The following is a 24678-nucleotide window of genomic DNA, read 5'->3' as shown; positions in this document are numbered from 1 at the left end:
ACAAAAATTTTACATTTCTTTAACAGAACTATAGTTTTTAATATTATAATAGTGTTTATGCCATTATTTATTTTTATATCTTTATATAAACAGAAAATGTTAAAGGGGGAATCGTGTTTGCAAACAAATGAAAACGAAATACTAGATCAAGAGTGGATCGATTTACTAGCGGAAGCTTTAGACATGAATATTAATATCCAGGAAATCGTGAATTTTTTGAAACATGCAAATCAAGGATCACAGAATTAATCATTAGTGTTCTTTTTAAAGAAAAATGTGTTATAATAAATTACATCTTAAGTCGACTACATACAGTAAGAAAGGTGCGCTAACATGATTGGAGAACGTATAAAACGACTGCGATTACAAAGAGGCATTTCCTTAACAGAACTTGCTGAAAAAGCGGGCGTTGCAAAGTCATATATTAGCTCTATCGAACGGAACTTACAAAAAAACCCCTCAATTCAATTTCTCGAAAAAATCTCAAATGTTCTGCATGTTCCTGTTGATGTACTTCTTCATGATAAGCCAACAGAAGAAAATGCAATGGACTCAGAGTGGATAAATCTTGTTAAAGAAGCCATGCATTCTGGTGTTTCAAAAGAACAATTTCGCGAATTTTTAGAGTTTAATAAGTGGAAACAGAAACAAAAATAATATAATGTAAAAAGAGTATTTTCTGTGAAGATACTCTTTTTATTTGTATAACAAAAGCAGCGGGGGAAATTCCCCCGCTGCTTTTGTTATATTTCTTACTTTTCTTCGCCTGCAGTTTGTGAAGCGTTGAATGTCCATTCTAAATTCAATTTGTCGCCTTGGAAGATATTTTGATCTTGTCCATTATCTTCGAAAACAAATTGTACCCATAAGTAATCTTCTGTGCCAGCTTTTAAGCCGCCTTCTTCAGTCCATTCAGGAGCAAATACATCTTTTGCAACTACATCAGGTGCATCTACTTTGTTCTTTAAATCGGCCAATGTTGTTTCATATATTGGCTGACTTTCTTTATCCCAATTCCAGAAAAACTTAACTTTGATATGTTTTCCGAAATCTTCAGCACCGTTATCATTCTTTGCATCTGCTACTTTATAATCTGTTTTTAATTTTACATCTTTAATATCAAGTGTACCTTTGTTAACTAGCTTAAACTCCCTTAATACTGTATCACCAGGCTTTAGGTTATCAACTTTAACAATTTGCTTTGGATTGACTGAAAGATCTAACGTACCTGCTGCAAATGTATTATTTGATACCTCTTTATCGCTAAAGAATGCAAATGTTCCTCCACCAATTAAAGATAACCCTAATGCTGCTGATGCTACTCCCATACCTAACTTTTTCTTAAGACCCATTCTAATTTCCCCCAATTTTCTTTTTTTAGTTAGCTCTTATGTAGATAAGAGGTGTAACTGATAGAATAATTGTTTTGCTGCGACATAAACGTTATAAGTATGATACCTCTTTATCTCTATGTATGTTCTTTAATAAGCAACCTCATGTTCATTATAAAGAACTTATAGCGATGAAATAAAACACCAAAAACTTCTAAATTTTCTGATTTTATTTCGTTTTATTCTATTTTCCTTTCCTTTTCGGCATTTTTCTTACAAATTCTCTTTTTTTCATGCAAACATAATATTTCCAAGCAAAAAGATAAGGCACTTCTTATTTGCTATTGAAATAAGAAGTGCCTTATCCTTTCTTTTGGCATACAAATGTTCCACAAATAGACACCATTGTGACTCAAAATTACATTACTGATTTGTTTCCTGCAGATTTGGTGCTTCGGGCTTTCCTTCTTCTTTACTCTCCTCAGATTTAGGAGATGCTGGATGAACTTGGTTCAGCTGTTGTTCTTGCTGAGAAGAAGTTTCAGGTTGTGCAGACGGTTGTTTCTGTTTTTCATTTGCTTGTTTCTGTTTTTCGTTCTCTTGTTTCGTTTTTTCTTCATTAATTTGTTTTTCTAATGCTCGAATCTTCTCATCGGCTTTTTGTGAAATTGCTTGCTTGTCCACATCACTGTGAATACTTTGAATTGTTGTAAACCCAGCTTGTACATATTTGAATACAGCTTGTGTGGATTCCTTGTTTTCAGCTTGTGTCTCTTCTACTACTTTGTTGTAATACGATTCAATCTCTGTATAAATGGTTCCCAGCGCTGCTATTTCTGTCTGGATTGCTTCACGGTTCTGTTTCCATGTAGCAAGCTTACTTTCTAACTCTGCAACCGTTGCATGTGAGTTTGCTCCACTACTTATTACATTGTAATGATTGAAAGCAGCTTCCCTATGTTGCCTTGCTTCTTCTGTTAACTTTTCAATTGTTTTCGGAAAAACTGTTGCGGTAGATAGAGTAGCCTCTACTGTTTGTTGATTTGAAAAAGATGCTTCCGTATACGTTACTACTTGAGATCCCATATAAAAGGCTATAGAACATACACACGGCAATATGAGCATATTTCTTACTTTTTTTGTTGGTTTTTTCATAGTCACATCCCCCATTACGGGCATTTAAGTTCTTTATAAAAAACTTTATAATTCCATTACAGTAAACAAAAAAATAAATCATAAATTAAAATAAAGATATTACATATTTATGATTTATTTACCTCAAAACTTACCTAACACAATTAAAAAGAAAAGTACCCTCTATATAAATGACAACAAAACTTCATATAAAATTTTTATTCGTTATAAAGAATTAGACTATCTAATGAAACAGCCTCTTTCCTTCGAAGACCTATTATTTTTCTACACCATCAGTTTGCTGTGCATCAAATATCCATTTTAATTGAAGTTTGTCACCCTGAAATTCGTTTTGATCCTTGTTATTATCAACAAATTCAAATTTCACTGTGAATTTATCAGATTTTCCTACAGAAATACCCTTCTCATCCCAGAACAAAGCAACAAGGTCATTGTTTACTGCTGTAAGGGTATCTTTTTTTAATTTAGATAAAGTTGTTTCTTTCACGATTGTTTCATGTTTATCAACATTTCTTAAAAAAGTTACTTTAATATAATCGGCCAAGTCGCCTTTATTATCTTTGTTTGCATCCTCTACACTATACTCTGTGTTCAATAATACTTTTTTAATATCTAAAGAACCTTTATTTTCTAAATTAAAATCACGTTTGATTGTATCTCCTGGTTTAAGATTGTCCACATTAATAATTGCTGATGTTGGTTTACCTGTATCTGTCGATAACGCTAAATCAAGTGTGCCTGCTGCAAATGTATTATTTGATACCTCTTTATCGCTAAAGAACGCAAATGTTCCTCCACCAACTAATGCTGCTCCTAGTGCTGCCGATACTACCCCCATGCCTAATTTTTTCTTTAAAGTCATCCCAACATCCCCCTAAGTTCCATATGTATTTGTTAACCCTCGATAGTCGAAGTGTATAACCATTTTACCCCGCATATTGGTCATGCTTCCATCAGTGGGGAATGAAGAGCCCCCCCCACTGATGGAAGTTTCACTTTATACAGAATGCTCTACATCAGAAGACTTATTTTTCTTTTCGGAGTCTACACTGCGTATCGCTCCAAAAATATTAACCACAGAATAGCCTAACAATAAGACACCTGGAATAATTAATAACAATGCTGCTCCCGCTTTAGAATTTGCATAGTTTAATAGATATCCAACATATGGAACTGTTATATCTGCATATTTTCCAACTACATTTTCTGCAAGAACAGGTTGTAAGTCAGGACCGTTGTTGTTGTCCCCTTTTGTTTCGTAGGATACTTGCCCATTTGCATTTTTTACACCAATAATACGGTGAGTAATAAGCTTATTATCTTTTTCTTTAAACGTGATAATATCGCCTTTTTTATATTTTGAACCATCCTTTGTTGGCTCAATTGCGATAATAGATCCTGTTAAAAACGTAGGTTCCATTGACCCTGATAGTACTGTCTTAAATTGATATCCCATCACTGTTGGTTCGCCGCCGCTTGCCTTTGCTGAAATCACAACAAACGCTAAGCAAACCATGATAGCAAACAAAACAAACGAAATGGCATTACTTAGAATTTTCCAAATTAATTTCATGTGCCTCATCCCTCTCCTTAGTCTCTATGTAAGCAAAAGTTGAACATATTTAAATTAAACGTTCGTTCAAAAGAACTTATAATTATATTATAATGAACAACAAGGGACCGCAATAAAAAAATAGGCAAAATTTATTTGCCTATTTCTACTGCGACAATGCTCGCTTTTTTTTACGCTTCCACAGAAATACTCCAATACCAATGATAGTAAGAATACCTGCACCAATTCCAGCCATAAGTACATATGAAGGAGTTGAATTTGTTATATTACTTTCTTGTGATTTCTCAAATGCAACATCTTCTTTCGAAAGAACCTTTATACTCTCTAACGTTTCATTATTTTTTTTAATATCTACCGTCCCAACAATATCACCGCGGTGAAGACCTGTTTTATATAATTTTTCTTTATCAATAGGATTTTCCTTAAAAACAGCTTGTACATTTTTTGCTTCACCTTGTTTTAACACAAGTTCCACGCTTCGTTCTAATTCACCGTTTACTGACTTATTCAAGTAAGGCATTTCCTTTGTCCAATTGTTTTTATCAAGTACTTGTTGTTTTGCAAATTGCGGAAAAGCATAATCAGCAATTTGTTTCATATCTTCGTAAATTTCTGGCTTTTGTGAAGCCATTACGACATTAATAATACGATTTCCATCTTTTTCATTTATTTCTACAAGCGTATTACGAGCTTCATTTGTAAAACCTGTTTTCCCGCCAATACAATATGGATTTTCAAAATATCTTCCTTTGTTAAAAATAGAAGCTGTTTGTCTTGACGTTGTAACAGTTGTTCGTTTCGTATTCATTGCCTTTATAATTTCCGGATACTTCATCACACCTCTTGTAATCATTGCCATATCATAAGGTGTTGTATAATGATTTGGATCATGAAGACCGTTTGGCGTAACAAAATGACTATCCTTTGCACCCAGCTGCAGTGCCTTCTCGTTCATCATTTTCGCAAAATTTTCCGGACTTCCTGCAATATGCTCTGCAATCGCATATGCCATATCATTTGCACTTAGCACCATTAAAATCATAAGTGCAGTATCTCGATCTACTGTCTCTCCTGCTTGAAATTCAATTTGATAATTACTTTTTTCTTCTTCAAGAGCTTTTGGAGAAAATGCAATTTGCTCTCCTGGCTTCGTATGCTCCATCAATAAAATACTTGTCAATACCTTCGTTATACTAGCTGGATAAGCATGCTGATGCGCGTTTTTATCATACAAAACATCCCCTGTCTTCGCATCAACAGAAACTGCATATTGTCCAAACACATTCGGTACCAGTGGAGTTTCTGCATAAAATTTAGCGGGGGCAATAAAAAATAAACTGCTTGCAATAATTAAAGCCAAAATTTTCTTTAAATTATCCATACAACTCTCCTTTTCATCTCCCTTTATATGCATACATAAATTATTTAATAATAATATTGAAATAAAATAATATATATTTTTTACTCACTATCTTTCACTATATCATAATTTTGCAAAAAAACACATAAAAAAACGGCATAAAAAGAAGGAGGAACTATTCCTCCTCATCTTTTTCATCTTTTAATAAATCTATAAAATTATTAGCAGCTTCCTCTTCTGTTGTCTCCTCCGTTATCCCTATAAATGACCAGTTCTTTGACTCTACCCATTTCAGAAACTCATCTGAAAATTCCTCATGAGTTATATCTACATCAAGAACTGCTCCATTAATAGCAATTGTTCTATATCTTGGTACATACATTTTAAAATTTTTTCTTACCATATATACCCCTTCATTTATACATTTTTATACAAAATATTACTTATTCCTTTATATAATATATTAATAGAATAGCAAAAAATTAACACGCATTCCGCCCTAAAAAATCTAAATATTTAAAATAATTACATATATTACTTGATTTTACTATAAGACTATCATACAATTAATTGCATACTAGTTTATTACATATAAATTTTCTGATCCCGTAGCTCAGCAGGGAGAGCGCCACCTTGACAGGGTGGAGGTCGCTGGTTCGAACCCAGTCGGGATCATACATTAGTTATATCAATAGTTTGAAGCGTTTCTTAACAATTAAAAATGTTTTGGTCACTACCAAACTGGTATGACTAAACGGAAACCACTTCGCAAAAAATGCGGGGTGGTTTTTTTGTTGTTAAAATTTGCTGTCCTTGATTTCTTGGACGATCGAGAATTTAAGAATGTTACGCCGAAAACGCTACAAAGCTTATACACCATTTTTTTGAAATTTTTTATGGAAAAGTTTGCCACATCCGATATACTATTAAGTGCGAAGGAGGTTTTTTGAAGCTGGAAGAATTGCCTTATTATTAAACTAACGAAGCAGGTTAGTTTTGTAAGGAAGTCATCATCTATATTGGATTGGAGGAATTAAAACCTATATGGAACAAAAGATACTTGAATTACTTAACGAAATATATCCAGTGAATTTTCTTAAAGTCGAATCAGTAACAAATGAAATGTATCGGTGTATCGCAGAACAAGGGAACTTCTTCGCTAGAATAACGAACTATAAAACATATGATGAACAGTTAGAAGAGGTTAAATATACAAACTTTTTATCTAATGAAGGATTTAGTGTCCCGCTAGGCATACCTTCTTTAAACGGTAAATTAGTAGAAAAGATAACACTTGATAAGGACGTTTTAACTGTTTTATATAATGCAGCTTCTGGTGTACACTTACCAAGAAATCAATGGAATGCCAATGTATTAAAAGAATTAGGTCGGCAAATTGGTAGATTACATCGTTTATCAAAGAAATTTGAGAATATAATGTCGACTAAATATATCAATGATTGGCATGATAATGAGGAATATGATTTTCATAAATATATCCCTAAAGAAGAAAGCACTATTAGAGAAATTGCACATAAGGTTTTATCTACAATTAAAAATTTACCAAAATGTCATTCAACATATGGTTTACTACACGGGGATTTATGGTTAGAAAATATATTAGTAGATAGTGATTCGAAATTGACAATGGTTGATTTTCAAGATTGTGAAAAACATTATTATATATTCGATTTAGCTGTTCCAATATATAGTGCGTTGGAGTATTCGTTTGTAGGGAATGGCAACATAGCTGACTATGGGCGTTCTATTACGAAAGCAATAATCGACGGATATCAAGAGGAAAATGATATATCTCCAGAGATGTTAGGGAAACTTTCTCTATTTATTAAATTAAAGGAAATATTTGAATACAACTTAATGCATATGTACTGGAATAAAGAGAGGTTAACTGAAGAACAAGTACGAATAATGAACCACTTTAGAATAAGAATTGAACATAATTACTCCATTCTGAATATTTAACCAACTTTTATTGTTAAACTAAAACGTCAATCATATTCAGGGGCATAGTGTAAAATTACCTGTGGCACTTGCTACACTTGTGCAATAAACTAGCCTCAGGGTTTAAGTGATAACGGTCTATAGTTGTGATTGTACCAGCACCATAATATTTATCTAACAAGGCTTGATAGTCGATTTTTTCATTAACATAACCATCTTTTCATGATAACGACAGTTAGAAACTGTCTGAATACTAAACTACCTGATCCTAATTTTTGACTTCTGAAACGCTTGATATGACTAAGTTTATTTAGTTCTAATTGTCGTTATTTAACCCTTTTTATGGTTGTATTTAATGTGTGATTTCCTACAAAGATCACCGCAATAAACAGTCCTGTTAGATACTGAGTTAAAGCCTTTACCACAAGCTTTACATGACTTGTTTAGTACAGTTTCTTTGCCATAATGAATAGCTTGTACGGTAGCATTTGTTGGTAATACTGATTTTTCAAAGTAAGTACATGAGCAGTCACTAGCTGGAATCTTTTTATTTCTGTAAGTACCATTTTTAGTCACCTAGTATTCATTTTTCTTAAAACAAACAATAATAAAGCTATTGTTTGTTTTAACTGGTTAGCCTAGAATACCACTTACTTTACTCTGTACATTCTAAGCTTAATATTATCTTTCCATTTTCTACTTCAACGTGCTTAACTTTTCAATTGCTTGTTGTTCGGTTGGTAAGTAAAAGACATCGTTTCCATTGTTACATTCATAGATGAAATCTTTTAAACTTTGACTTGAATACGCAGAAAAATCCCCAATTATTGCAACCTTCACTCGATAATTGATGAACTTCTGAAGAATTTCGCCTGCAAGACGTGTTTTCAAATTGAAAAAACTTTCACTTAGTAGCGCTTTGTTTATAACGATACGATTGCAGCCTACTTCATATTGTACGGTTGCCATAAGGTCCAATGCTGACTGAACATCCCATATTAATATCTTATTGCTTCTCACTACGGCAATATTTCTCCCATTTATTTCTACCTTTTCTATATTCATAATCCCCCTCCTTTTTAATTTATACGTATATGTATCATCCATAGGTAACCCTTCTCACGTAATACTCACAAATCTATCTTTTATATAATTATTACAATATAAAAAAAATGACATTTAATTCTTAGTACCGTTTTTTTGAAACAACTTTATTATCTAAATGACTCTATTATTTTTTTAAACAATTTTATTATTCGTGAACGATAAATCGGTTTATTTACTGCCGTGCTTCGCCCCTTTTACCTATCTCTTTATTTATCGAGGGAACTATGTATATTTATAAAAAAAGACCACCAATAATGATGGTCTATCTTATATAACTAAAGCCCCTGATAGTTTAAGTACCATACTTCACAAACTTTCTTATGAAATAAAAGGCGGCCTTTACCTTGAAGAATCACTTTAAAATAATTAAACAGTTGATTATTCTTTTGGCAAGGAAGCTGGCCCATTGCTTTAAGGTCAACTTAAACCATTACAACTGCTCGCTTAATAAATTCACGATTTCTCTATTGCAACTGCCTGTACAACTTTATTTGAATTTTAATAGGATATTATGAAAGATTTATATTTTTATAGGAGTTAACGTAGTTTGCAAAAGAAAGAGGAAAGTTGTAAAAAAACAAAATACAGTGTAAAGAAGGTGAAAAATAAAATGATGAACAATGAAGAAACACTTTGTCGTAAGTTTGCAAAAATTATAGGCGGTCAATCAGGATTTGCGGGCGGAAAGTGTGTAGCTACAATATCTCGTGATGAAATAAACGCGACGATTTTGGGAAAGAGATTTGGGGTGACTTCTTCTTTCTCATTCGAATCAATAAATAATTCAAATGGCGAAGCTTTATGTTTAGGAAGAGTAGCACTTTTACAAAATGAAGTGGAGCCATTTATTACTGTAATTCGTGATCAGGGAATAATAGTTTCTTCTATCCACAATGAATGGTTGTTCGATAATCCACGTTTGATTTATGTCAATATCGAAGCTGTTGAAGAACCATTGACTTTTGCAAAAAAAGTCAAAAAAGCGTTAAAAGCGATTTAACCATAATCTTTGTACCAATTAAAGGAACCTCATTCTCTTTTCGTTTGACGTAAGACCATATGCGCCTTACAAGTTAGATAAAATAAAATTCAGAGAGAATAAGATTACTTATTCTCTCCTTCTAAAAATTAATTCTCTTTTTTTACATTCTAAAATTAAATTTTTGGCTTCGATAAATCCTGCTTCAAAAGTTATCCCTGATAGTAATCCTCCAAAGCCTCTGTTTTAAATTCGTATTTTGTAACAGAATCCCATAAAATCTTACGCAAAGCATTAACATCTGTTGTCTTTTGAATATATGCTACCTCAGTAGCTCTCAACAGAAGTATTTCCTTTGTAAAAAGAAAATTAATAGATTTTTATAGCCTTTCCCCATTTGTTGCAATTACATCTTTATACCAGAAAAAGGACTTCTTCTTTTTCCGTTCTAATGTTCCACTGCCATTGTCATGTTTGTCAACATAGATGAAACCGTAACGTTTGGAGAACTCACCTGTTGACATACTTACCATATCGATACAGCCCCAGCTTGTATAGCCTATTAATTCAACACCATCTTCAATGGCTTCACTCATTGCTTTTATGTGTTCACGAAGATAGTCAATTCGATAGTTATCATTGATCGTGCCATCTTCTTCTATTTTGTCATAAGCTCCTAATCCATTTTCTACAACAAATAGTGGTTTTTGATAGCGATCATATAATTTGTTTAAGCTGATGCGTAATCCTACAGGATCGATTTCCCAACCCCAGTCGCTTGCTTTTAAGAACGGATTTCTTATGCCGCCAATAATATTCCCTTGCGCCTCTTCCTCATCTGTCTTCACTTTTTTCTCAGTACGAGACATGTAATAACTAAAGCCAATATAATCAACAGTGCCTTCCTTTATTAATTCTAAGTCATCATCTTGAATCTCCAATTCGATATTATGTTCTTTAAAGTATCTCTTCATGAAAGCTGGATACTCACCCCGTACTTGCACATCTGCACAATAATAATTGAAAAGCTGCTCTTCTTGAAGGGCGTACATTACATTTTCCGGATTGGAATCAAAGGCATATACAGGTGCAAAGAGAATCATACAACCAATTTTGGAGTTAGGAATGATCTCATGGCATGCTTTAACCGCAATGGAGCTTGCGACAAATTGATGATGGTATGCCTGGAAGGTAGGCTGGTATTTATCTTCTTCTTTTTGAATGGAAAAACCCAGTCCTTGAATCGGCATTACCAAGCTGCTGTTGATTTCATTAAAAGTCATCCAAAACTTTACTTTATTTTTATAGCGATTGAAAATAGCTTTTACATATCTTTCAAAGAACGTTATCACTTGGCGGTTTCTCCAACCACCATATTCTTTTACTAAATGCAGGGGCATTTCATAATGAGAAATGGTTACAACTGGTTCAATACCGTATTTATGCAATTCATCAAAAACACGATCGTAAAAAGCCAATCCTTCTTCATTTGCCTCTAACTCATCGCCGTTTGGAAAAATTCGTGTCCAGGCAATCGACATACGGAATGCCTTGAAACCCATTTCTGCGAACAACGCAATATCTTCTTTATACCGACGATAGAAGTCAATCGCTTCATGATTTGGATAGTAGTATTGATCACGATGAATTTCAAAATCAAAACCTGGATTCATTAATATTTTATACCGTTCGTTTCCACCTGGAAGAACATCGGCAATATTTAGTCCTTTATTCTCTTCATTAAATCCGCCTTCTATTTGATTGGCTGCAGTTGCCCCTCCCCATAAAAAATCTTTAGGGAATTGATATGTTTTCATTTGGATTACCTCCAGAAATTTATGCCATCATTATTTTTGTTTAAATTTCTCTTCCTTATAAGTAACTACAAAAAAAATCATAACTACGTTTAACAGGATAGTAAATAAATGAAGCGTGTTTAGTTTTTTATAACGGAAAAAGTGATTTGTTACATAAATGTAACGCTATGTTTCTCATGAAAAGCTTGTGCTAAAATGTAGTTATCATTTTTTACAGATTACGATATTTTTTTACTGAAGGAGAAACTGAATCAATGTTTTCACATGACATAATTGCTTCTTTTAATGAATTAGAAACTTCTTTATACAACTATATTTGTCAAAACGGTGATAAAGTGGCTTATATGCGAATTCGTGAACTGGCAGATGAAACTCATGTATCAACAGCTACAATTTTACGTTTTTGCAGGAAACTACATTGTGAGGGGTTTTCCGAATTTAAAGTAAAACTTAAAATGCACTTAAAAGAGAATAAAAAAACGATTATAAAAAGTTCCCAACAATCAGTAATAGAATTTTTTGAGCGAACATTAAAAGGTGACTTAGAAGAAAAAATTAAGGAGGCTGCAAGTCTCGTTATCAAAGCAGATAACGTTATTTTTATTGGGATCGGCAGCTCTGGTATTCTTGCTGAGTATGGTGCAAGATATTTCTCAAGTTTAGGTAAATTTTCGCTATATATTAAAGATCCTCACTTTCCGATTCACTCTAAACTCCGCAATAATAGCGTAACAATTGCTTTATCTGTCTCAGGAGAAAATAATTTTACCGTCACTCATCTTAACCAACTTAAACAAGAAGGAAGTAAAATCATTAGTATTACAAACAATACACTCTCAACCATTGCAAAAATCTCTGATATAAACATTCCCTATTATGTAACAGAGGAATTTTTCGAGGAATCTAATATTACTACGCAAGTACCTGTTGTTTATATTTTAGAATCTATGGCTCGGGAAATACATAAACTTAATCAATAAGCTGACTACTTCTGCACCCATAGCATGTGAATACCGGTTTCTTTAACTATCAATCGAATTTTCAATATAAAAAGACAGGAGCTTGTTGCTCACTGTCTTTTATATTTGCATCAGAACTAGATTTCTTCTTTATCCCGCATTAACGGGCAGTAAGACCCCCACCTCAAGACTGAGAGAGAAGCAAAGAAGATAGCTGGGAGATAACTGCCCGTAAAAGCCCGATTGGTTCAACTAACCGTCAGTGGGGAATGAAGAACCCCCCCACTGACGGAGGTTTCACTTTATGATGCTTTGCGGATATTTATTTTTTTCCCAGCTTTACGCCACTCTTTAAATTCAGCTGTTGCTGTGAAAAGTACATCTGTGGATGAGTTAAGTGCCGTTTCACAAGAGTCTTGTAAAACACCTATGATAAAGCCTACTCCAACTACCTGCATAGCAACATCAGGTGAGATTCCAAATAAGCTGCATGCTAGAGGAATCAGTAATAAAGATCCACCAGCAACCCCTGAAGCACCACAAGCGCATACAGCTGACAGTACGCTGAGAATGATTGCTGTAGGAAAGTCTACTTGAATACCAAGTGTATGAACCGCCGCAAGTGTCAAAACAGAAATCGTAACAGCGGCACCACCCATATTAATCGTTGCACCTAATGGAATGGATACTGAATAACTATCCTTATTTAAACCTAGATTTTCACATAATTTCATATTTACAGGAATATTCGCAGCTGAGCTACGTGTAAAGAATGCTGTAATACCACTTTCCTTTAAGCACTTAAAAACAAGCGGGTAAGGATTTTGACGTATAAATACGAACACAATGATTGGATTGACAACCAGCGCCACAAAGACCATACAACCAAGCAAAACGGCAAGTAATTTTCCATAGCTTAGTAACGATTCGATTCCATTTGTAGTAATAGAATCCACTACTAGACCCATGATTCCTAATGGTGCAAACTTAATCACCCACGTAACCATTTTAGATACAGCATCTGAAAAATTTGAAATCATTGTTTTTGTCGTATCAGAAGCATTTCGTAAAGCCAAACCAAGGAGTGTCGCCCAAGCTAAAATACCGATATAGTTCGCATTAAAAATTGCTTTAACTGGGTTATCAACAATGTTCAGCAGTAATGATTTGAGAACCTCTACAATACCGCCAGGAGCAGTCACACCTTCAGCGCCCTTTGCAAGTGTTAAGCTTACAGGAAAAATAAAACTTACAACAACAGCGATTAATCCAGCTAAAAATGTTCCTAAAAGGTATAGGAAGATAATAGACTTCATATTCGTTTGTTGACCACTCTTGTGTTGAGCGATAGCTGACATAACCAAGAAGAGTACCAATACAGGCGCAATTGCTTTCAAAGCACCTACAAATAAAGTGCCTAAAATTACAACAGGTTTTGCTACTGCTGGGATTGTCACGGATAGAATAATACCAATAATCAAACCTACAATGATTTGTTTTACCAGACTCACTTGCCCCCACTTTTTCAGTATACTGTTCATGAATATTCCCCCATTAGTTTAAGATAAAATTGCAACATCGCTAGTACAGAGCTATTTATTTCTCACAACCCTACAATAAAATTAAATCGGTTAAATAATAGATGACTTTTATTCAATATGTACCAATCTCTATCCTAGAGTTGTGCTTTTGATTTTCTCCTACTACGTTATTTCAGAATATCTCCAAAGATTTTCATAATAGAAAAATTCAGATAATTATTTTTATGGATGGTCATTTTTTTTTGCGTTCTACTCCATGAAGACAACTATCTTACCAATAAGTAGTATTATAATGATTCTTTTCATATATAACAATATTATTTTCTTTATTTTTAAAAATATCTTAATTGTCAAATTTTAAATTCATATATGTTCTACATGAATTATGCTTTCATAACTAAAAGAAAAAACAGTGCTTTAATTACGCAAAAACACTGCCTATTTCCTTTTAGATCATTTTTATATCTCCCTAAAAATTATCACCGGTTCTAAAGATAAGACATAATTAAGCATTCAATGGCAATGATAAATTTATACAAAAGATTTATTTATATGCTTGTAAATTTTTCAAAATACAAAAATCATCTCGAGCTCTTAACAGTTTGGGGAATCTTACAGAAGATAGGTCTTTTTCTTTAACCACTAAGTTTAAGCAATATTGTTTTCGTAAAGGAGAATCAGATATGTCAGAAACAATGGCAGGACAAGAGTTATCAAATTCATCTGCTAATTTGGAACAACATGCTGTACTGAATGAACTATTAAAACCCGAGGTTCAGCAATCCTTAACTGCCTTAATAGAGCAGTTGCCAAAATTGACTGAGCTTGTAAGCATATTGACTAAGTCTTATGACTTTGTCCAAGCAGTCGCTACTGATGAGGTATTAAAGAGTGATACCGTTGGAGCGATTCAAGAAATGATGGATCCTGTAACAGACTGCGTGAGAAACATTGCAGCCACTGCTATAGAAGCGAAAGATCGTGCTGAGGAAAGCAATGAGGTAATCGGTCTTTTTACTCTTTTAAGAATGATGAAAGACCCGCAAGCACAGAAGCTTTTCCGTTTTATAAATGCCTATCTCCAAATTAGCAGGGAACACAATAGACACGAATAAATCTTTTATATTCAAAATTAATAAGGATGGAGGATAAATGATGGTAAAACATATTGTCATCTTAGGCGCTGGTTATGGCGGACTTCTAGCAGCTTTAAACGTTCGCAAGTACTTAAGCAAGGATGATGCACAGGTTACTGTAGTAAACCAGTATCCAACACACCAAATCATCACGGAGTTGCACCGTCTTGCGGCAGGAAGCGTTGCTGAGCAAGCTGTATCCATACCACTGAAAAAGCTTTTCAAGGGAAAAGACATCGATCTTAAGATCAATAAGGTTGATTCTTTTTCAGTAGACAAAAAAGAAATAAAACTTTCGGATGGTTCCACTTTAACATATGATGCTCTCGTCGTCGGTTTAGGAAGTAAAACTGCTTATTTTGGTATTCCAGGACTTGAAGAGAATAGCTTAGTGTTAAAATCAGTGAAGGATGCTAACAACATCCATCAACATATTGAACAGCGTATTCATGAATATGCAAAGACAAAAAATGAAGCTGATGCTACCATTTTAATCGGCGGCGGCGGATTAACCGGTGTTGAGCTGGTCGGTGAAATTGCTGATAAGCTTCCTAACCTTGCTAAAGGCCATGGAGTAAACCCTAAAGAAGTGAAGCTTTTGCTTGTCGAAGCGGGTCCAAAAATTCTTCCTGTTCTACCGGATTCGCTCATTGAACGTGCACAGACTAGCTTAGAGGCGCGCGGCGTTCAGTTCCTATTAGGTCTTCCCGTAACAAATGTTGCAGACAATGTCATTGATTTAAAAGATGGTCAGAAGATTGTAGCGAATACTTTCGTTTGGACAGGCGGCGTACAAGGCAACCCTCTAGTAGGTGAATGCGGCCTTGAAGTAAATCGCGGACGTGCAACTGTTAATAATCACCTTCAATCTACGTCTCATCCAGATGTGTTTGTTGCTGGTGACTGTGCCGTTGTGTTTGGTCCAGATGATCGTCCATACCCACCTACTGCGCAGATTGCTTGGCAAATGGGAGAACTAATCGGCTACAATTTATTTGCATATCTAGAAAATAAATCATTCGAAGAGTTTAATCCAATCAACTCAGGAACTCTTGCAAGCCTAGGCCGTAAAGATGCTGTTGCCACAATTGGAGCCAGCTCCACTCAGCTTAAAGGAATGCCAGCATCCCTAATGAAGCATGCAAGCAACACTCGTTACTTATCACATATTCATGCGTTGTTTAGCTTGGCTCATTAAGCCAAACGGGTATCAAAGTGTAAAACATCCTGTATATTTAAATGAAAACAGATTTAAATGTAGAAGGAATTCTGTATAAGTTACAATATTTTTAAGTATCCTAAAGATGTGAGATGTTATCATTTCACACACAACCCTAAATCAAAAGGCTTCTTTACCCGAAGCCTTTTGGTCATACTCAAAGTGTTCATACATCCATTAAAATTTTTCCATCTATCCAAAAAAACAATCCACAACGTTTTGACCCCCAGCCATTTTTTATAACCAGCTTATTTTGTAAATCCAACGTAAATCATACATATACAAATTGAATATTTTAATACCTTACCTCTCCTTTTCATTCGGATAACATATTAACCCATCGAAAAAGAAGCTAATTGTTTCGGACCCAGTCGGAATTATACAAAATAAAAAGCCTCAATCCTTTTATTTTGAAGGGATTGGGGCTTTTTTCATTCTGGTTTCAATTTAAACTTGATTCTCCTAATTCATATTAAATGTAGTCTACTTGACCTTAACTTTTCTATCCAACTAAGTGTAGCCTATCCAGATATCAAGTATTAAAAATCAAGATTATTGCATGCCTGGGAAACCACCCATACCCATGCCTGGGAAACCACCCATACCCATGCCTGGGGAACCGCCCATGCCCATGCCTGGGAAACCATTCATACCCATGCCTGGGGAACCGCCCATGCCCATGCCTGGGAAACCATTCATACCCATGCCTGGGGGACCGCCCATGCCCATACCTGGGAAACCACCCATACCCATGCCTGGAAAACCACCCATACCCATGCCTGGGAAACCACCCATACCCATGCCTGGGAAACCACCCATACCCATGCCTGGGAAACCACCCATACCCATGCCTGGGAAACCACCCATACCCATGCCTGGGAAACCACCCATACCCATGCCTGGGAAACCGCCCTTACCCTTGCCTAGAAGGCTTCCTAGGAGGCCTCCCTTACCTGGGAAACCGCCCATGCCCATACCTGGGGAACCACCCATACCCATGCCTGGGAAACCACCCATGCCCATGCCTGGGAAACCACCCATGCCCATGCCTGGGAAACCGCCCATGCCCATGCCTGGGAAACCGCCCATACCCATGCCTGGGAAACCGCCCATACCCATGCCTGGGAAACCGCCCTTACCCTTGCCTAGGAGGCTGCCTAGGAGGCCCATGCCTGGGAAACCTATACGTTGAGAATCTAATAGCATGTTTTCACCTACTTTTTATAAATATTTCATAGTCTTTTACATGCTATGCTTTAAAAAAATAAAGGAGCTTATTCTCCTTTTAAATTAGGCAGACTAACTACCGTTACTGATAGGTTACGTTGATATATTATGTATCTTATGTGCTGTATTTTATGCAATTCTAAGTAACCTATATACAAATTTTCAGAATAACAATATCGGTATGTCAAAGATTTAGAGATTACTTGCAATCGCTCTGAAGTTTTTGTACCAGAAAATATACTGTTCGTGTCACCCTTTCATGATGACGTATTTCGTCCGGTTCCTTTACATTGACGCTTCTTTAGCCCGCTATTCGCAAGCAATAAGAGCACGATTTGTTCAACTCCATACCCGCCTACTGCGCAGATGGCGCCGGCTAAGACTAGTAGTTATACGTCTCTTGTCTTCTTTTCACTAACGAAATAGGAAGTGTATTATTTTATCTTAGGATATACATAATTATTTTTTATCAGACAAGCACACAATCATTTTTAACTGGATCACATACAATGATAAAAATAATAGATGAGGAGGTGTGTAATAATGGCGAAGCCAGCCTATGGTTACGTTACACTTGTGGGTTCCAATCCTATAGGAGTCAGATCCGGCGCAAACATAATATTTAATAGAAACGGTCCATTAAACCATATCGTGTTTAACCCGCCTAGTGACACCCTAATAATTCCTAAATCAGGAGACTATAAAATCGAATTTATATTATTAATTGATGGTCCTGCTTCTACCTCAGTATATGGTTTAATTTTAAATAATTCTTTAGTAAGTGGGCTACTTACTAATTATGGTATACAAAGACAAGTGGATGGAGCGAGTCTGATGCTTACTGGACAAGCTATTATCCATATTCCTAAACGTTCAACACTACAACTTAGAAATATAGGATCAACTACAGATGTGTTACTGCCAATTCTAAACGGACACAAAGTTAATGCTGCATCATTAACTATTGAGAAGCTTAACTAGTATAATTTATTTGTGCAGCAGTTGGGATTAAAATAGCGTTCTATCTATTGATAGAACGCTATTTTAATCCATAAATACATATCAAAGACTAGCAAACCTACTTATTCAACTACTGATAGAATTGCTTATGCCTTTATAGCAAAACATAAGCACCAATTTTAAACCTATTTTGTAATAGTAGACTTTTGACTAGTTCGCCAACACGCATTCTCTCATAATCTGAAGTATATCTAAATTTTTAGGAGGGAAATTTCATGGCTAAAACATTATGTGGGGAACTAGCAAAAATCCTCAAAGGTGAAGCTGAACAAAAAAACGATGTATGCATGGTAACAAGGGAGAGAGAAGATTTAAGAGTAACAATTCTTGGACATCCTACACATTCGGAAATGGTCATTTCTTTAGAGTTTAGTTTCGAACCTATTTCTAACAGAAATGAAACTTTGAATCTAGCTGAACTTGTTTTATTACAAGAAGAAGTAAATCCTTTTTTACAAGCTATCAAAAAGAGTGATGAAATTAAGGTCTCAGCTATACACAACCACTGGTTGTTTGAAAAGCCAAGACTCATTTATGTACATCTTGAATCAGTTCAAGATCCTGTAGAGTTTGCAAAAGAGGTTGCTAGAGCTCTTAAGAAAGCTGGAATAAAATAAATATTTTTGAATAACTAAAGAAACATCAAATTTTGTTTTTCTTCTATAAGTAATACAAATGTACAAGCTTAAATATCTTGAATAATAAAGTTTTGATGAATCCATTACCAAAATGGAAATAAGTTAGTTTTTAGCTTTGAAAGTGAGTTTTCCATCAGTGGGGAATGAAAATCCCCACTGATGGAAGTCTCACTTTATTTCTTCTTCCTACGAAACAAATCGATTGTTTTGTACCCTTGTGAAAGGATATCAACCATTTGTTGCTGACGCTTATCGCGTGTTTGTTGTTGCTTCGCCGAGAATATGTGACGTGCCCAGTCTTTTTGATATCCAGGTGTTAAGCTTTGATAAAACTTAAGTTCATTCGGATGATTCGCTAATAATGCTTCAACATCCTTCACATTGTTCTCATAATCGGCAACGCATTGGCTCGCCTTCGATGTTTTCTTTTCTTTCTTTTTTTCACGTTTTAAACCAACAACAGTGAACACGTCATCCATGCTTACCATACGCGCGAACTTAATATCACTATTCCCTATATATCCATCTTCTCCAACGTTCATTGCTGGAAACATTTCATCTCTATGAATAAAGGTTTTATAACGAGTATTCCCCTTTTTCGGATATGCGAAAAATACATAGCCTTTCTCAAGTAAAAGCTGTTCATTATTAATAATAAATTGTGTATGTGTAACCATCTCATCAATTGTTTCTACAAAAATGAAAATAGCATCATGATCTTTCGAAAAGGTAGTCGTTTGTTCAGTAAAGACATTATAGTCGCTTGGCTGATTGATTACAGCCATATTTGTGAATTTATTTAATTTTAATTTATCAATAATTGTCATAATGGGCTCCTTCGTTTTTGATTTATTACAATTTAAGTTTCATTTATTTTTCTAATAAAGTGTACCTTATTCAGATAAAAATGTCTGTAAAGAGGATCACTGGTGTATAGACGTTCGTAAATAACTGCTTAAAATAAAAAGGCAGACCATCCAATTATTTTATTAAGTAACTGAAAAACGAAAATATGATTGATTAAAACAATAACTCTTATATAATATTATAGTTTTTATAGGAGAAAGATTTAAAAAATAGATACAAGCTGTATCATTGTGCTTGTATCTATTTTTTTGTACAACATATGTCCTCATTTACTACAACATAAAATGCAATGTTGCGGTAGAAACTTAATCATTTATTTTTATATAAATAAGCACCCTCTAAATTCTCTGTAAATTGATTGCTTTGAAAATCCCAAAACAAGAAATTATTAGAAGGGATTTTATCGAATATGATAAGATTAGATAAAAATATCAGATGAAAGGTGAGGAAACAGTGAAGAGGATTACCATTTATTTTATTTCATTGTTATCGCTAATGATATTATTGAGTGGATGTAGTCTAAATGCTGATTCAAAAACAGATTTGTTTCAATATAAGAATTCATATGTAGGTGACAACAGTGCAGTTGGAAATATCGTAAAACAATTGGCACATAACAAAGAGTTAAATCAAATTTCACTTGAGACCAAGAAAGAACCATATGGAATTATTTTGGAATACAAAGATATAGATGTAAAAAAAGTAGATAAAGAAATGAAGGAAACTGTTATATCAAACTCTACATTTCTTTTTGCTTTAATTAAAAATGTAGATTGGATTACATTCAAATTTCCAGACCAAGAATTCTCTGTAACAAAAGAGAAATTGCAAGATTGGTACAACAATAAATTGGATGGGTTTGAAAATGAACAAGACTTAAAGAAACTGATACAGGAACACTTGAAGTCTGAGGACTCAGTTAATCAGTTTTTTCACCAGTAAAAGCAAGAGTGCTCTAATCCAGGGCACTCTTATTTTTAGGATATTATCAACAACTATCTTTAACAGAGCCAAATTTATAAAACAAAAACAGAGGGCAGATATGCATCCGCCTCTTGTGTCCAACCAATATTATTCTTGCTCGTCCATAATTTTCTCAAACGCAGCAGATACTTTTTCAAATTCCTCGTCACTCTCAATGTATGAGAATTCATTATCTTCTTCTACTTTTAAAAAGAAGATATCAATGTCTTCCTCTGTTTCCGTTTGAATGTCTTCTACAAAGCCAACAGCAATGTATTCTGCTCCTTCGACATTCATCGTTCCGAGCACTTCAACTTCCTGCTCCTCATTACTCTCATCGCTAAGGGTAAAAATTTCGCCTACTTCAATTTCCGTCATATTCATTCTCCTCCTGTTATACTCTAAAAAATAGAATTTTCAAATCGTATACTTACTAGTATATCTTTCCATAAAATATCAAATTAATGCTCAAAGAACAACAATTTCTTGCTACTTCAGCGTAAGAATCCAACTAAAAGGATATCATCTGTGAATATGAATGAATACATTTTGAGCTCTCGTCACATGCCCATCAACTTTAGAAATGGGTTGCCCCTAAAACGAAAAAAATGAGTTGAACTCTCATAAATAACTGTCGAGATATAAATTTTTCGTTTTGGGGATATGTCAAAATCTTATCTTGATGGGCATAGGGTACTGACGGTAAAACGAGGATTTTATATGTTAAGGATATGCAGGGTTTCATGCAGGCTACGAAAACGGTTTAAACTGCCAATGCTATTGTGACAGGGCTGTATTAAATCCTGCATACAGTGGAGGGAACAGAAGGCTGGAAAACTCCTGGTATGAATGGGTTTCTGGGATTTGATTACTGCTGATAATGATACGTTATGTTAACTTCACATGAATATGATATTTATCAATCTTTTCTTTCATTAACCATGATAAAATTGTATTAAAAGGATATCGGAGGGGTTTTATGAAACTAGTAGGACAACAAATATATCTTCGACTTTACAAGATTTCTGACGCCAGCGAGTTAGCTAAATTACATACTAGAAATCGCGAATTTTTCCAACGAGTTTGCCCATTACTCCCAGAAGCTTTTTATACAGAAGAACATCAAAAAATACGCATTGAACGGGCATTAAGAAAGAAAGATGAAGGGCAAATATATGCTTTTGGAATCTTTTTAAAAGCAACTGATAAACTTATCGGAGACATTTCATTAACTCAAATTACTAGGGGAGACGTACAAAGCTGTTATACGGGATTTACTTTAGATAAGGAATATAATGCAAAGGGCTATACAACAGAAGCTCTTCAACTTGTTGTAGATTTTGCTTTTAGAGAATTAAAACTACATAGAATTGAAGCAGGAGCTATGCCTGACAATATAGCATCTATTCGTGTATTAGAAAAAGTAGGGTTTAAAAAAGAAGGTATAGCTAAAGAAAATCTAAAGATTAATGGCAAATGGACAGATCATCAAATATTAGCTATCATCAACAGCTTGGATGTGTAAGCCCATTTCACTTCCAATAACGGGAACTATGTCGACTAAAATGAAGGCCGCGCGGTCTTCATTTTTTTGTACACCGCTTATTGAGGGTCTTACTGTAACATCGGTTCTTCTATGTTGTAGTAAATGATGTCATATGTTGTACAAAAAAAGAATAGATCAAGCACATAGTCTCTGCTTGTATCTATTCTCCTCATTTCCTCTCCTATAAAAACTATAATATTATATAAGAGATGTAGTCTTAATCAAGAATACCCTGTTTTTTCTGTTACTTAATAAAAACAATTAACAGTCTGCCTTTTCATTTATCTTAAAATGTAGTATTAGTCCATTTTTTGCTTTTTGCCTACAAAAACAGAACATAGAATTAAGATTATTAAAATGCCTAAACAAAGAAATATACTTGCTCGGTTCTGATCGCTGAATGCAAATGCCACACAACTAATAGTTAACGCTATTGCAGTGAATGAGGTCACATATGGAAATCCCCATACTTTAAAATGCGGCAACTTTGTATATGTTTTGCGAAGCTTCAGTTGTGCTAAACATATGCTGATCCACACCACTGATACCGTAAATCCCGGAATTGCCATCAAATACCCAAAAACACGGTCAGGGGAAAAGTACGCAACAAATGTCCCCCCAATAAGAACAATAGAGCTTAAGATAACGCTATATAATGGAACACCATTCTTGGAAACATGTGAAAACAGCTTCGGTGCTTCCCCTTCTGTAGCTAAGGAATGCAGCATACGTGTACAGCCATAAACACCGGAGTTTGCAGCGGACAAAACAGCTGTAATAAGGACGAAGTTCATAATATGAGCCGCTCCTTTAAATCCGACCGCAGATAACACTTGCACAAACGGGCTTGCTTGGTTGCCGATTTCATTCCATGGAATTAATCCGCAAATGACAAGGATTGGGAGCGTATAGAATAATACGATTCTCCAAATTACTCCTTTAATCACTTTAGGCAATACCTTCTCTGCATCCTTTGTTTCTGTTAAAGTCAATCCGATAAGTTCAGAACCACCGTAAGAAAAAATTACGACTAACAATGCGGAAAATACTCCTGACCAGCCGTGCGGGAAGAATCCCTGGTGCTGTACATAGTTTTGCATATAGTTAGTTCCATCGCTCGGGATAATGCCAAATAAAATACCTGCGCCTAAAACAAGAAATAGAACAATCATCGTAATTTTAATTCCGGCAAACCAAAATTCAAACTCTCCGTAATTCTTCACATTCATAAAATTAATAACCACAATGAAAATAGCGCTAATAAGACTTAAAGACCATAAAGACATAGAAGGAAACCAATATTGCAGAAAGCTTCCCGCAGCTATCACTTCAATAACACATACAACTAACCACATGAAACAGTACAGCCATCCAATCACAAACGACACGTTCGTTCCAAATGCTTTATGAATAAATCCTTTCATATTCATCCCAGGATAAGCGATAGCCATCTCCGCAATTGCACTCATTACAACAAGAAGCAATAATCCGGCAAACAGATAAGAAAAAATAACTGCCGGCCCCGCTATCGATACTGTTTCAGAAGTCCCTTTAAATATACCTGTGCCGATTGCTCCTCCGAGTGCCATCAAACGGATATGTCGCGGCAATAACCTTTTTTGTAATTCCATAATTTTTCCTCCTCATTTTAATATAAAGATTTTTTTATTTAACAAAAGATTCAATAGAATCAAGTGTAGTTTTTCTTCCAATAAAAAAATCGCCCCTGTCCTAAATGACAGGGACGATTTACACCGCGGTACCACCCTAATTGCAAACTTAAGTCTGCCTCTTGACTTTGTTAACGATCTTTTGACCGTCCTTCCCTCTATAAAGGTCGCCCTTTATTTCGAAAAAGATGCTCCGGGATTGAAATTCACACTTATTTATGTACTGATTCGCACCTTCCATCAGCTCTCTGAAACAGGGAAATAAGCATTACTGTATTCCTTTCATTGCATTTCCTATATTATGTTTTCTATATAATAAAAAAGTCCCTACTGATTGTATCAGTAGGGACGAATATATCGCGGTACCACCCTAGTTGCAGACTTAGTCTGCCGCTCGATTTTGTTAACGATCATTTTTGACCGTTTTTCCCTTCATAAAGGTTGCCCTTTACTTCGAAAAAAATGCTCCAGGATCGAAATTCATCCTTATCTTTGTACTGATTTTCACCTTCCATCAGCTCTCTAAAACAGTGAGATAAGCACTACTTATATTCCCTTCATTGCTCAATTATATTTCAATTTATATGACGTAATTACGTTCTTTAGTA

At 34.8% G+C, this 24678-nt stretch carries 24 protein-coding genes, 1 tRNA gene and 2 other annotated features; of the genes, 13 read left to right on the top strand and 12 right to left on the bottom strand.

Going from position 1 to position 24678, the window contains the following annotated elements; all coding sequences use genetic code 11:
• The first annotated feature begins 57 nt into the window (after positions 1-57).
• Positions 58-249 carry an anti-repressor SinI family protein gene (locus WAX78_RS12495; RefSeq protein WP_336482591.1) on the top strand — a complete coding sequence of 64 codons (192 nt, stop codon included), beginning with the start codon at positions 58-60 and terminating at the stop codon, positions 247-249.
• An 84-nt stretch (positions 250-333) separates the two neighbouring features.
• Complete coding sequence (locus WAX78_RS12490) at positions 334-657, top strand: helix-turn-helix domain-containing protein (RefSeq protein WP_336482590.1); 324 nt, start codon at positions 334-336, stop codon at positions 655-657.
• Between the two features lie 95 nt (positions 658-752).
• Here the strand turns inward: WAX78_RS12490 and WAX78_RS12485 are convergent, their stop codons facing one another.
• The 6 genes from WAX78_RS12485 to WAX78_RS12460 form a co-directional block, all read right to left on the bottom strand.
• Positions 753-1352 (bottom strand): CalY family protein, encoded by a 600-nt coding sequence (locus WAX78_RS12485; protein WP_336482589.1) that lies wholly within the window; start codon positions 1350-1352, stop codon positions 753-755.
• A 402-nt stretch (positions 1353-1754) separates the two neighbouring features.
• The gene (locus tag WAX78_RS12480; protein ID WP_336482588.1) at positions 1755-2486 is read right to left on the bottom strand and encodes a DUF4047 domain-containing protein; all 732 of its coding nucleotides are present in this window, start codon (positions 2484-2486) and stop codon (positions 1755-1757) included.
• 256 nt (positions 2487-2742) lie between these two features.
• Positions 2743-3348, bottom strand: a complete 606-nt coding sequence (locus WAX78_RS12475) for a TasA family protein (protein WP_336482587.1) — start codon at positions 3346-3348, stop codon at positions 2743-2745.
• 135 nt (positions 3349-3483) lie between these two features.
• Positions 3484-4059 (bottom strand): signal peptidase I SipW, encoded by a 576-nt coding sequence (sipW, locus tag WAX78_RS12470; protein WP_336482586.1) that lies wholly within the window; start codon positions 4057-4059, stop codon positions 3484-3486.
• A 145-nt stretch (positions 4060-4204) separates the two neighbouring features.
• Positions 4205-5440: a D-alanyl-D-alanine carboxypeptidase family protein gene (locus WAX78_RS12465; protein ID WP_336482585.1), complete on the bottom strand. Its 1236-nt coding sequence runs from the start codon at positions 5438-5440 to the stop codon at positions 4205-4207.
• 154 nt (positions 5441-5594) lie between these two features.
• Complete coding sequence (locus WAX78_RS12460) at positions 5595-5822, bottom strand: hypothetical protein (protein WP_336482584.1); 228 nt, start codon at positions 5820-5822, stop codon at positions 5595-5597.
• A gap of 199 nt (positions 5823-6021) precedes the next feature.
• Here WAX78_RS12460 and WAX78_RS12455 point away from each other — a divergent pair.
• Positions 6022-6094: transfer RNA gene (locus tag WAX78_RS12455), tRNA-Val, on the top strand.
• A gap of 369 nt (positions 6095-6463) precedes the next feature.
• The gene (locus tag WAX78_RS12450; RefSeq protein ID WP_336482582.1) at positions 6464-7402 is read left to right on the top strand and encodes a phosphotransferase enzyme family protein; all 939 of its coding nucleotides are present in this window, start codon (positions 6464-6466) and stop codon (positions 7400-7402) included.
• Between the two features lie 675 nt (positions 7403-8077).
• Here the strand turns inward: WAX78_RS12450 and WAX78_RS12445 are convergent.
• Complete coding sequence (locus WAX78_RS12445) at positions 8078-8446, bottom strand: DUF4180 domain-containing protein (RefSeq protein WP_336482581.1); 369 nt, start codon at positions 8444-8446, stop codon at positions 8078-8080.
• Between the two features lie 652 nt (positions 8447-9098).
• On the opposite strand from WAX78_RS12445, the gene WAX78_RS12440 reads away from it, so the two are divergent.
• Positions 9099-9488 (top strand): DUF1259 domain-containing protein, encoded by a 390-nt coding sequence (locus WAX78_RS12440; RefSeq protein ID WP_336483016.1) that lies wholly within the window; start codon positions 9099-9101, stop codon positions 9486-9488.
• A 359-nt stretch (positions 9489-9847) separates the two neighbouring features.
• On the opposite strand, the gene WAX78_RS12435 is transcribed toward WAX78_RS12440, so the two are convergent.
• Positions 9848-11284 carry a glycoside hydrolase family 1 protein gene (locus tag WAX78_RS12435; protein WP_336482580.1) on the bottom strand — a complete coding sequence of 479 codons (1437 nt, stop codon included), beginning with the start codon at positions 11282-11284 and terminating at the stop codon, positions 9848-9850.
• A 254-nt stretch (positions 11285-11538) separates the two neighbouring features.
• Between WAX78_RS12435 and WAX78_RS12430 the strand changes: the two genes are divergently transcribed.
• Positions 11539-12264 carry a MurR/RpiR family transcriptional regulator gene (locus WAX78_RS12430; RefSeq protein ID WP_336482579.1) on the top strand — a complete coding sequence of 242 codons (726 nt, stop codon included), beginning with the start codon at positions 11539-11541 and terminating at the stop codon, positions 12262-12264.
• Positions 12265-12545: 281 nt separating this feature from the next.
• Here WAX78_RS12430 and sstT read toward each other — a convergent pair whose 3' ends face one another.
• Entirely contained in the window at positions 12546-13784 is a 1239-nt protein-coding gene (gene sstT, locus WAX78_RS12425) for a serine/threonine transporter SstT (protein ID WP_336482578.1), read from the bottom strand.
• Positions 13785-14467: 683 nt separating this feature from the next.
• Here sstT and WAX78_RS12420 point away from each other — a divergent pair.
• The 5 genes from WAX78_RS12420 (at position 14468) to WAX78_RS12400 (ending at position 19003) form a co-directional block, all read left to right on the top strand.
• A complete protein-coding gene (locus tag WAX78_RS12420) occupies positions 14468-14899 on the top strand; it encodes a helical membrane plugin domain-containing protein (RefSeq protein ID WP_413789193.1) in 432 nt (143 codons plus the stop codon).
• 40 nt (positions 14900-14939) lie between these two features.
• Positions 14940-16118 (top strand): NAD(P)/FAD-dependent oxidoreductase, encoded by a 1179-nt coding sequence (locus WAX78_RS12415; protein ID WP_336482577.1) that lies wholly within the window; start codon positions 14940-14942, stop codon positions 16116-16118.
• A 576-nt stretch (positions 16119-16694) separates the two neighbouring features.
• Positions 16695-17066 (top strand): hypothetical protein, encoded by a 372-nt coding sequence (locus WAX78_RS12410; protein WP_336482576.1) that lies wholly within the window; start codon positions 16695-16697, stop codon positions 17064-17066.
• Between the two features lie 843 nt (positions 17067-17909).
• Positions 17910-18347 (top strand): BclA C-terminal domain-containing protein, encoded by a 438-nt coding sequence (locus tag WAX78_RS12405; protein WP_336482575.1) that lies wholly within the window; start codon positions 17910-17912, stop codon positions 18345-18347.
• 254 nt (positions 18348-18601) lie between these two features.
• Positions 18602-19003: a DUF1259 domain-containing protein gene (locus WAX78_RS12400; RefSeq protein ID WP_336482574.1), complete on the top strand. Its 402-nt coding sequence runs from the start codon at positions 18602-18604 to the stop codon at positions 19001-19003.
• Between the two features lie 194 nt (positions 19004-19197).
• Here the strand turns inward: WAX78_RS12400 and WAX78_RS12395 are convergent, their stop codons facing one another.
• Positions 19198-19851, bottom strand: a complete 654-nt coding sequence (locus tag WAX78_RS12395; RefSeq protein WP_336482573.1) for a YdeI/OmpD-associated family protein — start codon at positions 19849-19851, stop codon at positions 19198-19200.
• Between the two features lie 475 nt (positions 19852-20326).
• Here WAX78_RS12395 and WAX78_RS12390 point away from each other — a divergent pair, with 475 nt between their 5' ends.
• Positions 20327-20833 (top strand): DUF4825 domain-containing protein, encoded by a 507-nt coding sequence (locus tag WAX78_RS12390; protein WP_461781924.1) that lies wholly within the window; start codon positions 20327-20329, stop codon positions 20831-20833.
• Between the two features lie 129 nt (positions 20834-20962).
• Here WAX78_RS12390 and WAX78_RS12385 read toward each other — a convergent pair whose 3' ends face one another.
• The gene (locus tag WAX78_RS12385; RefSeq protein WP_336482572.1) at positions 20963-21238 is read right to left on the bottom strand and encodes a DUF1292 domain-containing protein; all 276 of its coding nucleotides are present in this window, start codon (positions 21236-21238) and stop codon (positions 20963-20965) included.
• A gap of 595 nt (positions 21239-21833) precedes the next feature.
• Here WAX78_RS12385 and WAX78_RS12380 point away from each other — a divergent pair.
• Positions 21834-22379: a GNAT family N-acetyltransferase gene (locus tag WAX78_RS12380; RefSeq protein WP_336482571.1), complete on the top strand. Its 546-nt coding sequence runs from the start codon at positions 21834-21836 to the stop codon at positions 22377-22379.
• Positions 22380-22699: 320 nt separating this feature from the next.
• On the opposite strand, the gene WAX78_RS12375 is transcribed toward WAX78_RS12380, so the two are convergent.
• Positions 22700-24031 (bottom strand): amino acid permease, encoded by a 1332-nt coding sequence (locus WAX78_RS12375; protein WP_336482570.1) that lies wholly within the window; start codon positions 24029-24031, stop codon positions 22700-22702.
• A gap of 106 nt (positions 24032-24137) precedes the next feature.
• Positions 24138-24365, bottom strand: a binding site (T-box leader).
• A 46-nt stretch (positions 24366-24411) separates the two neighbouring features.
• Positions 24412-24640: a binding site (T-box leader), on the bottom strand.
• Positions 24641-24678 lie beyond the last annotated feature (38 nt).

Source organism: Bacillus yunxiaonensis, from assembly GCF_037104695.1.
GTDB classification, from domain to species: domain Bacteria; phylum Bacillota; class Bacilli; order Bacillales; family Bacillaceae_G; genus Bacillus_A; species Bacillus_A yunxiaonensis.
The sequence above is the reverse complement of the archived record's forward strand: the minus strand, read 5'-3'. Positions and strand labels throughout refer to the sequence as shown.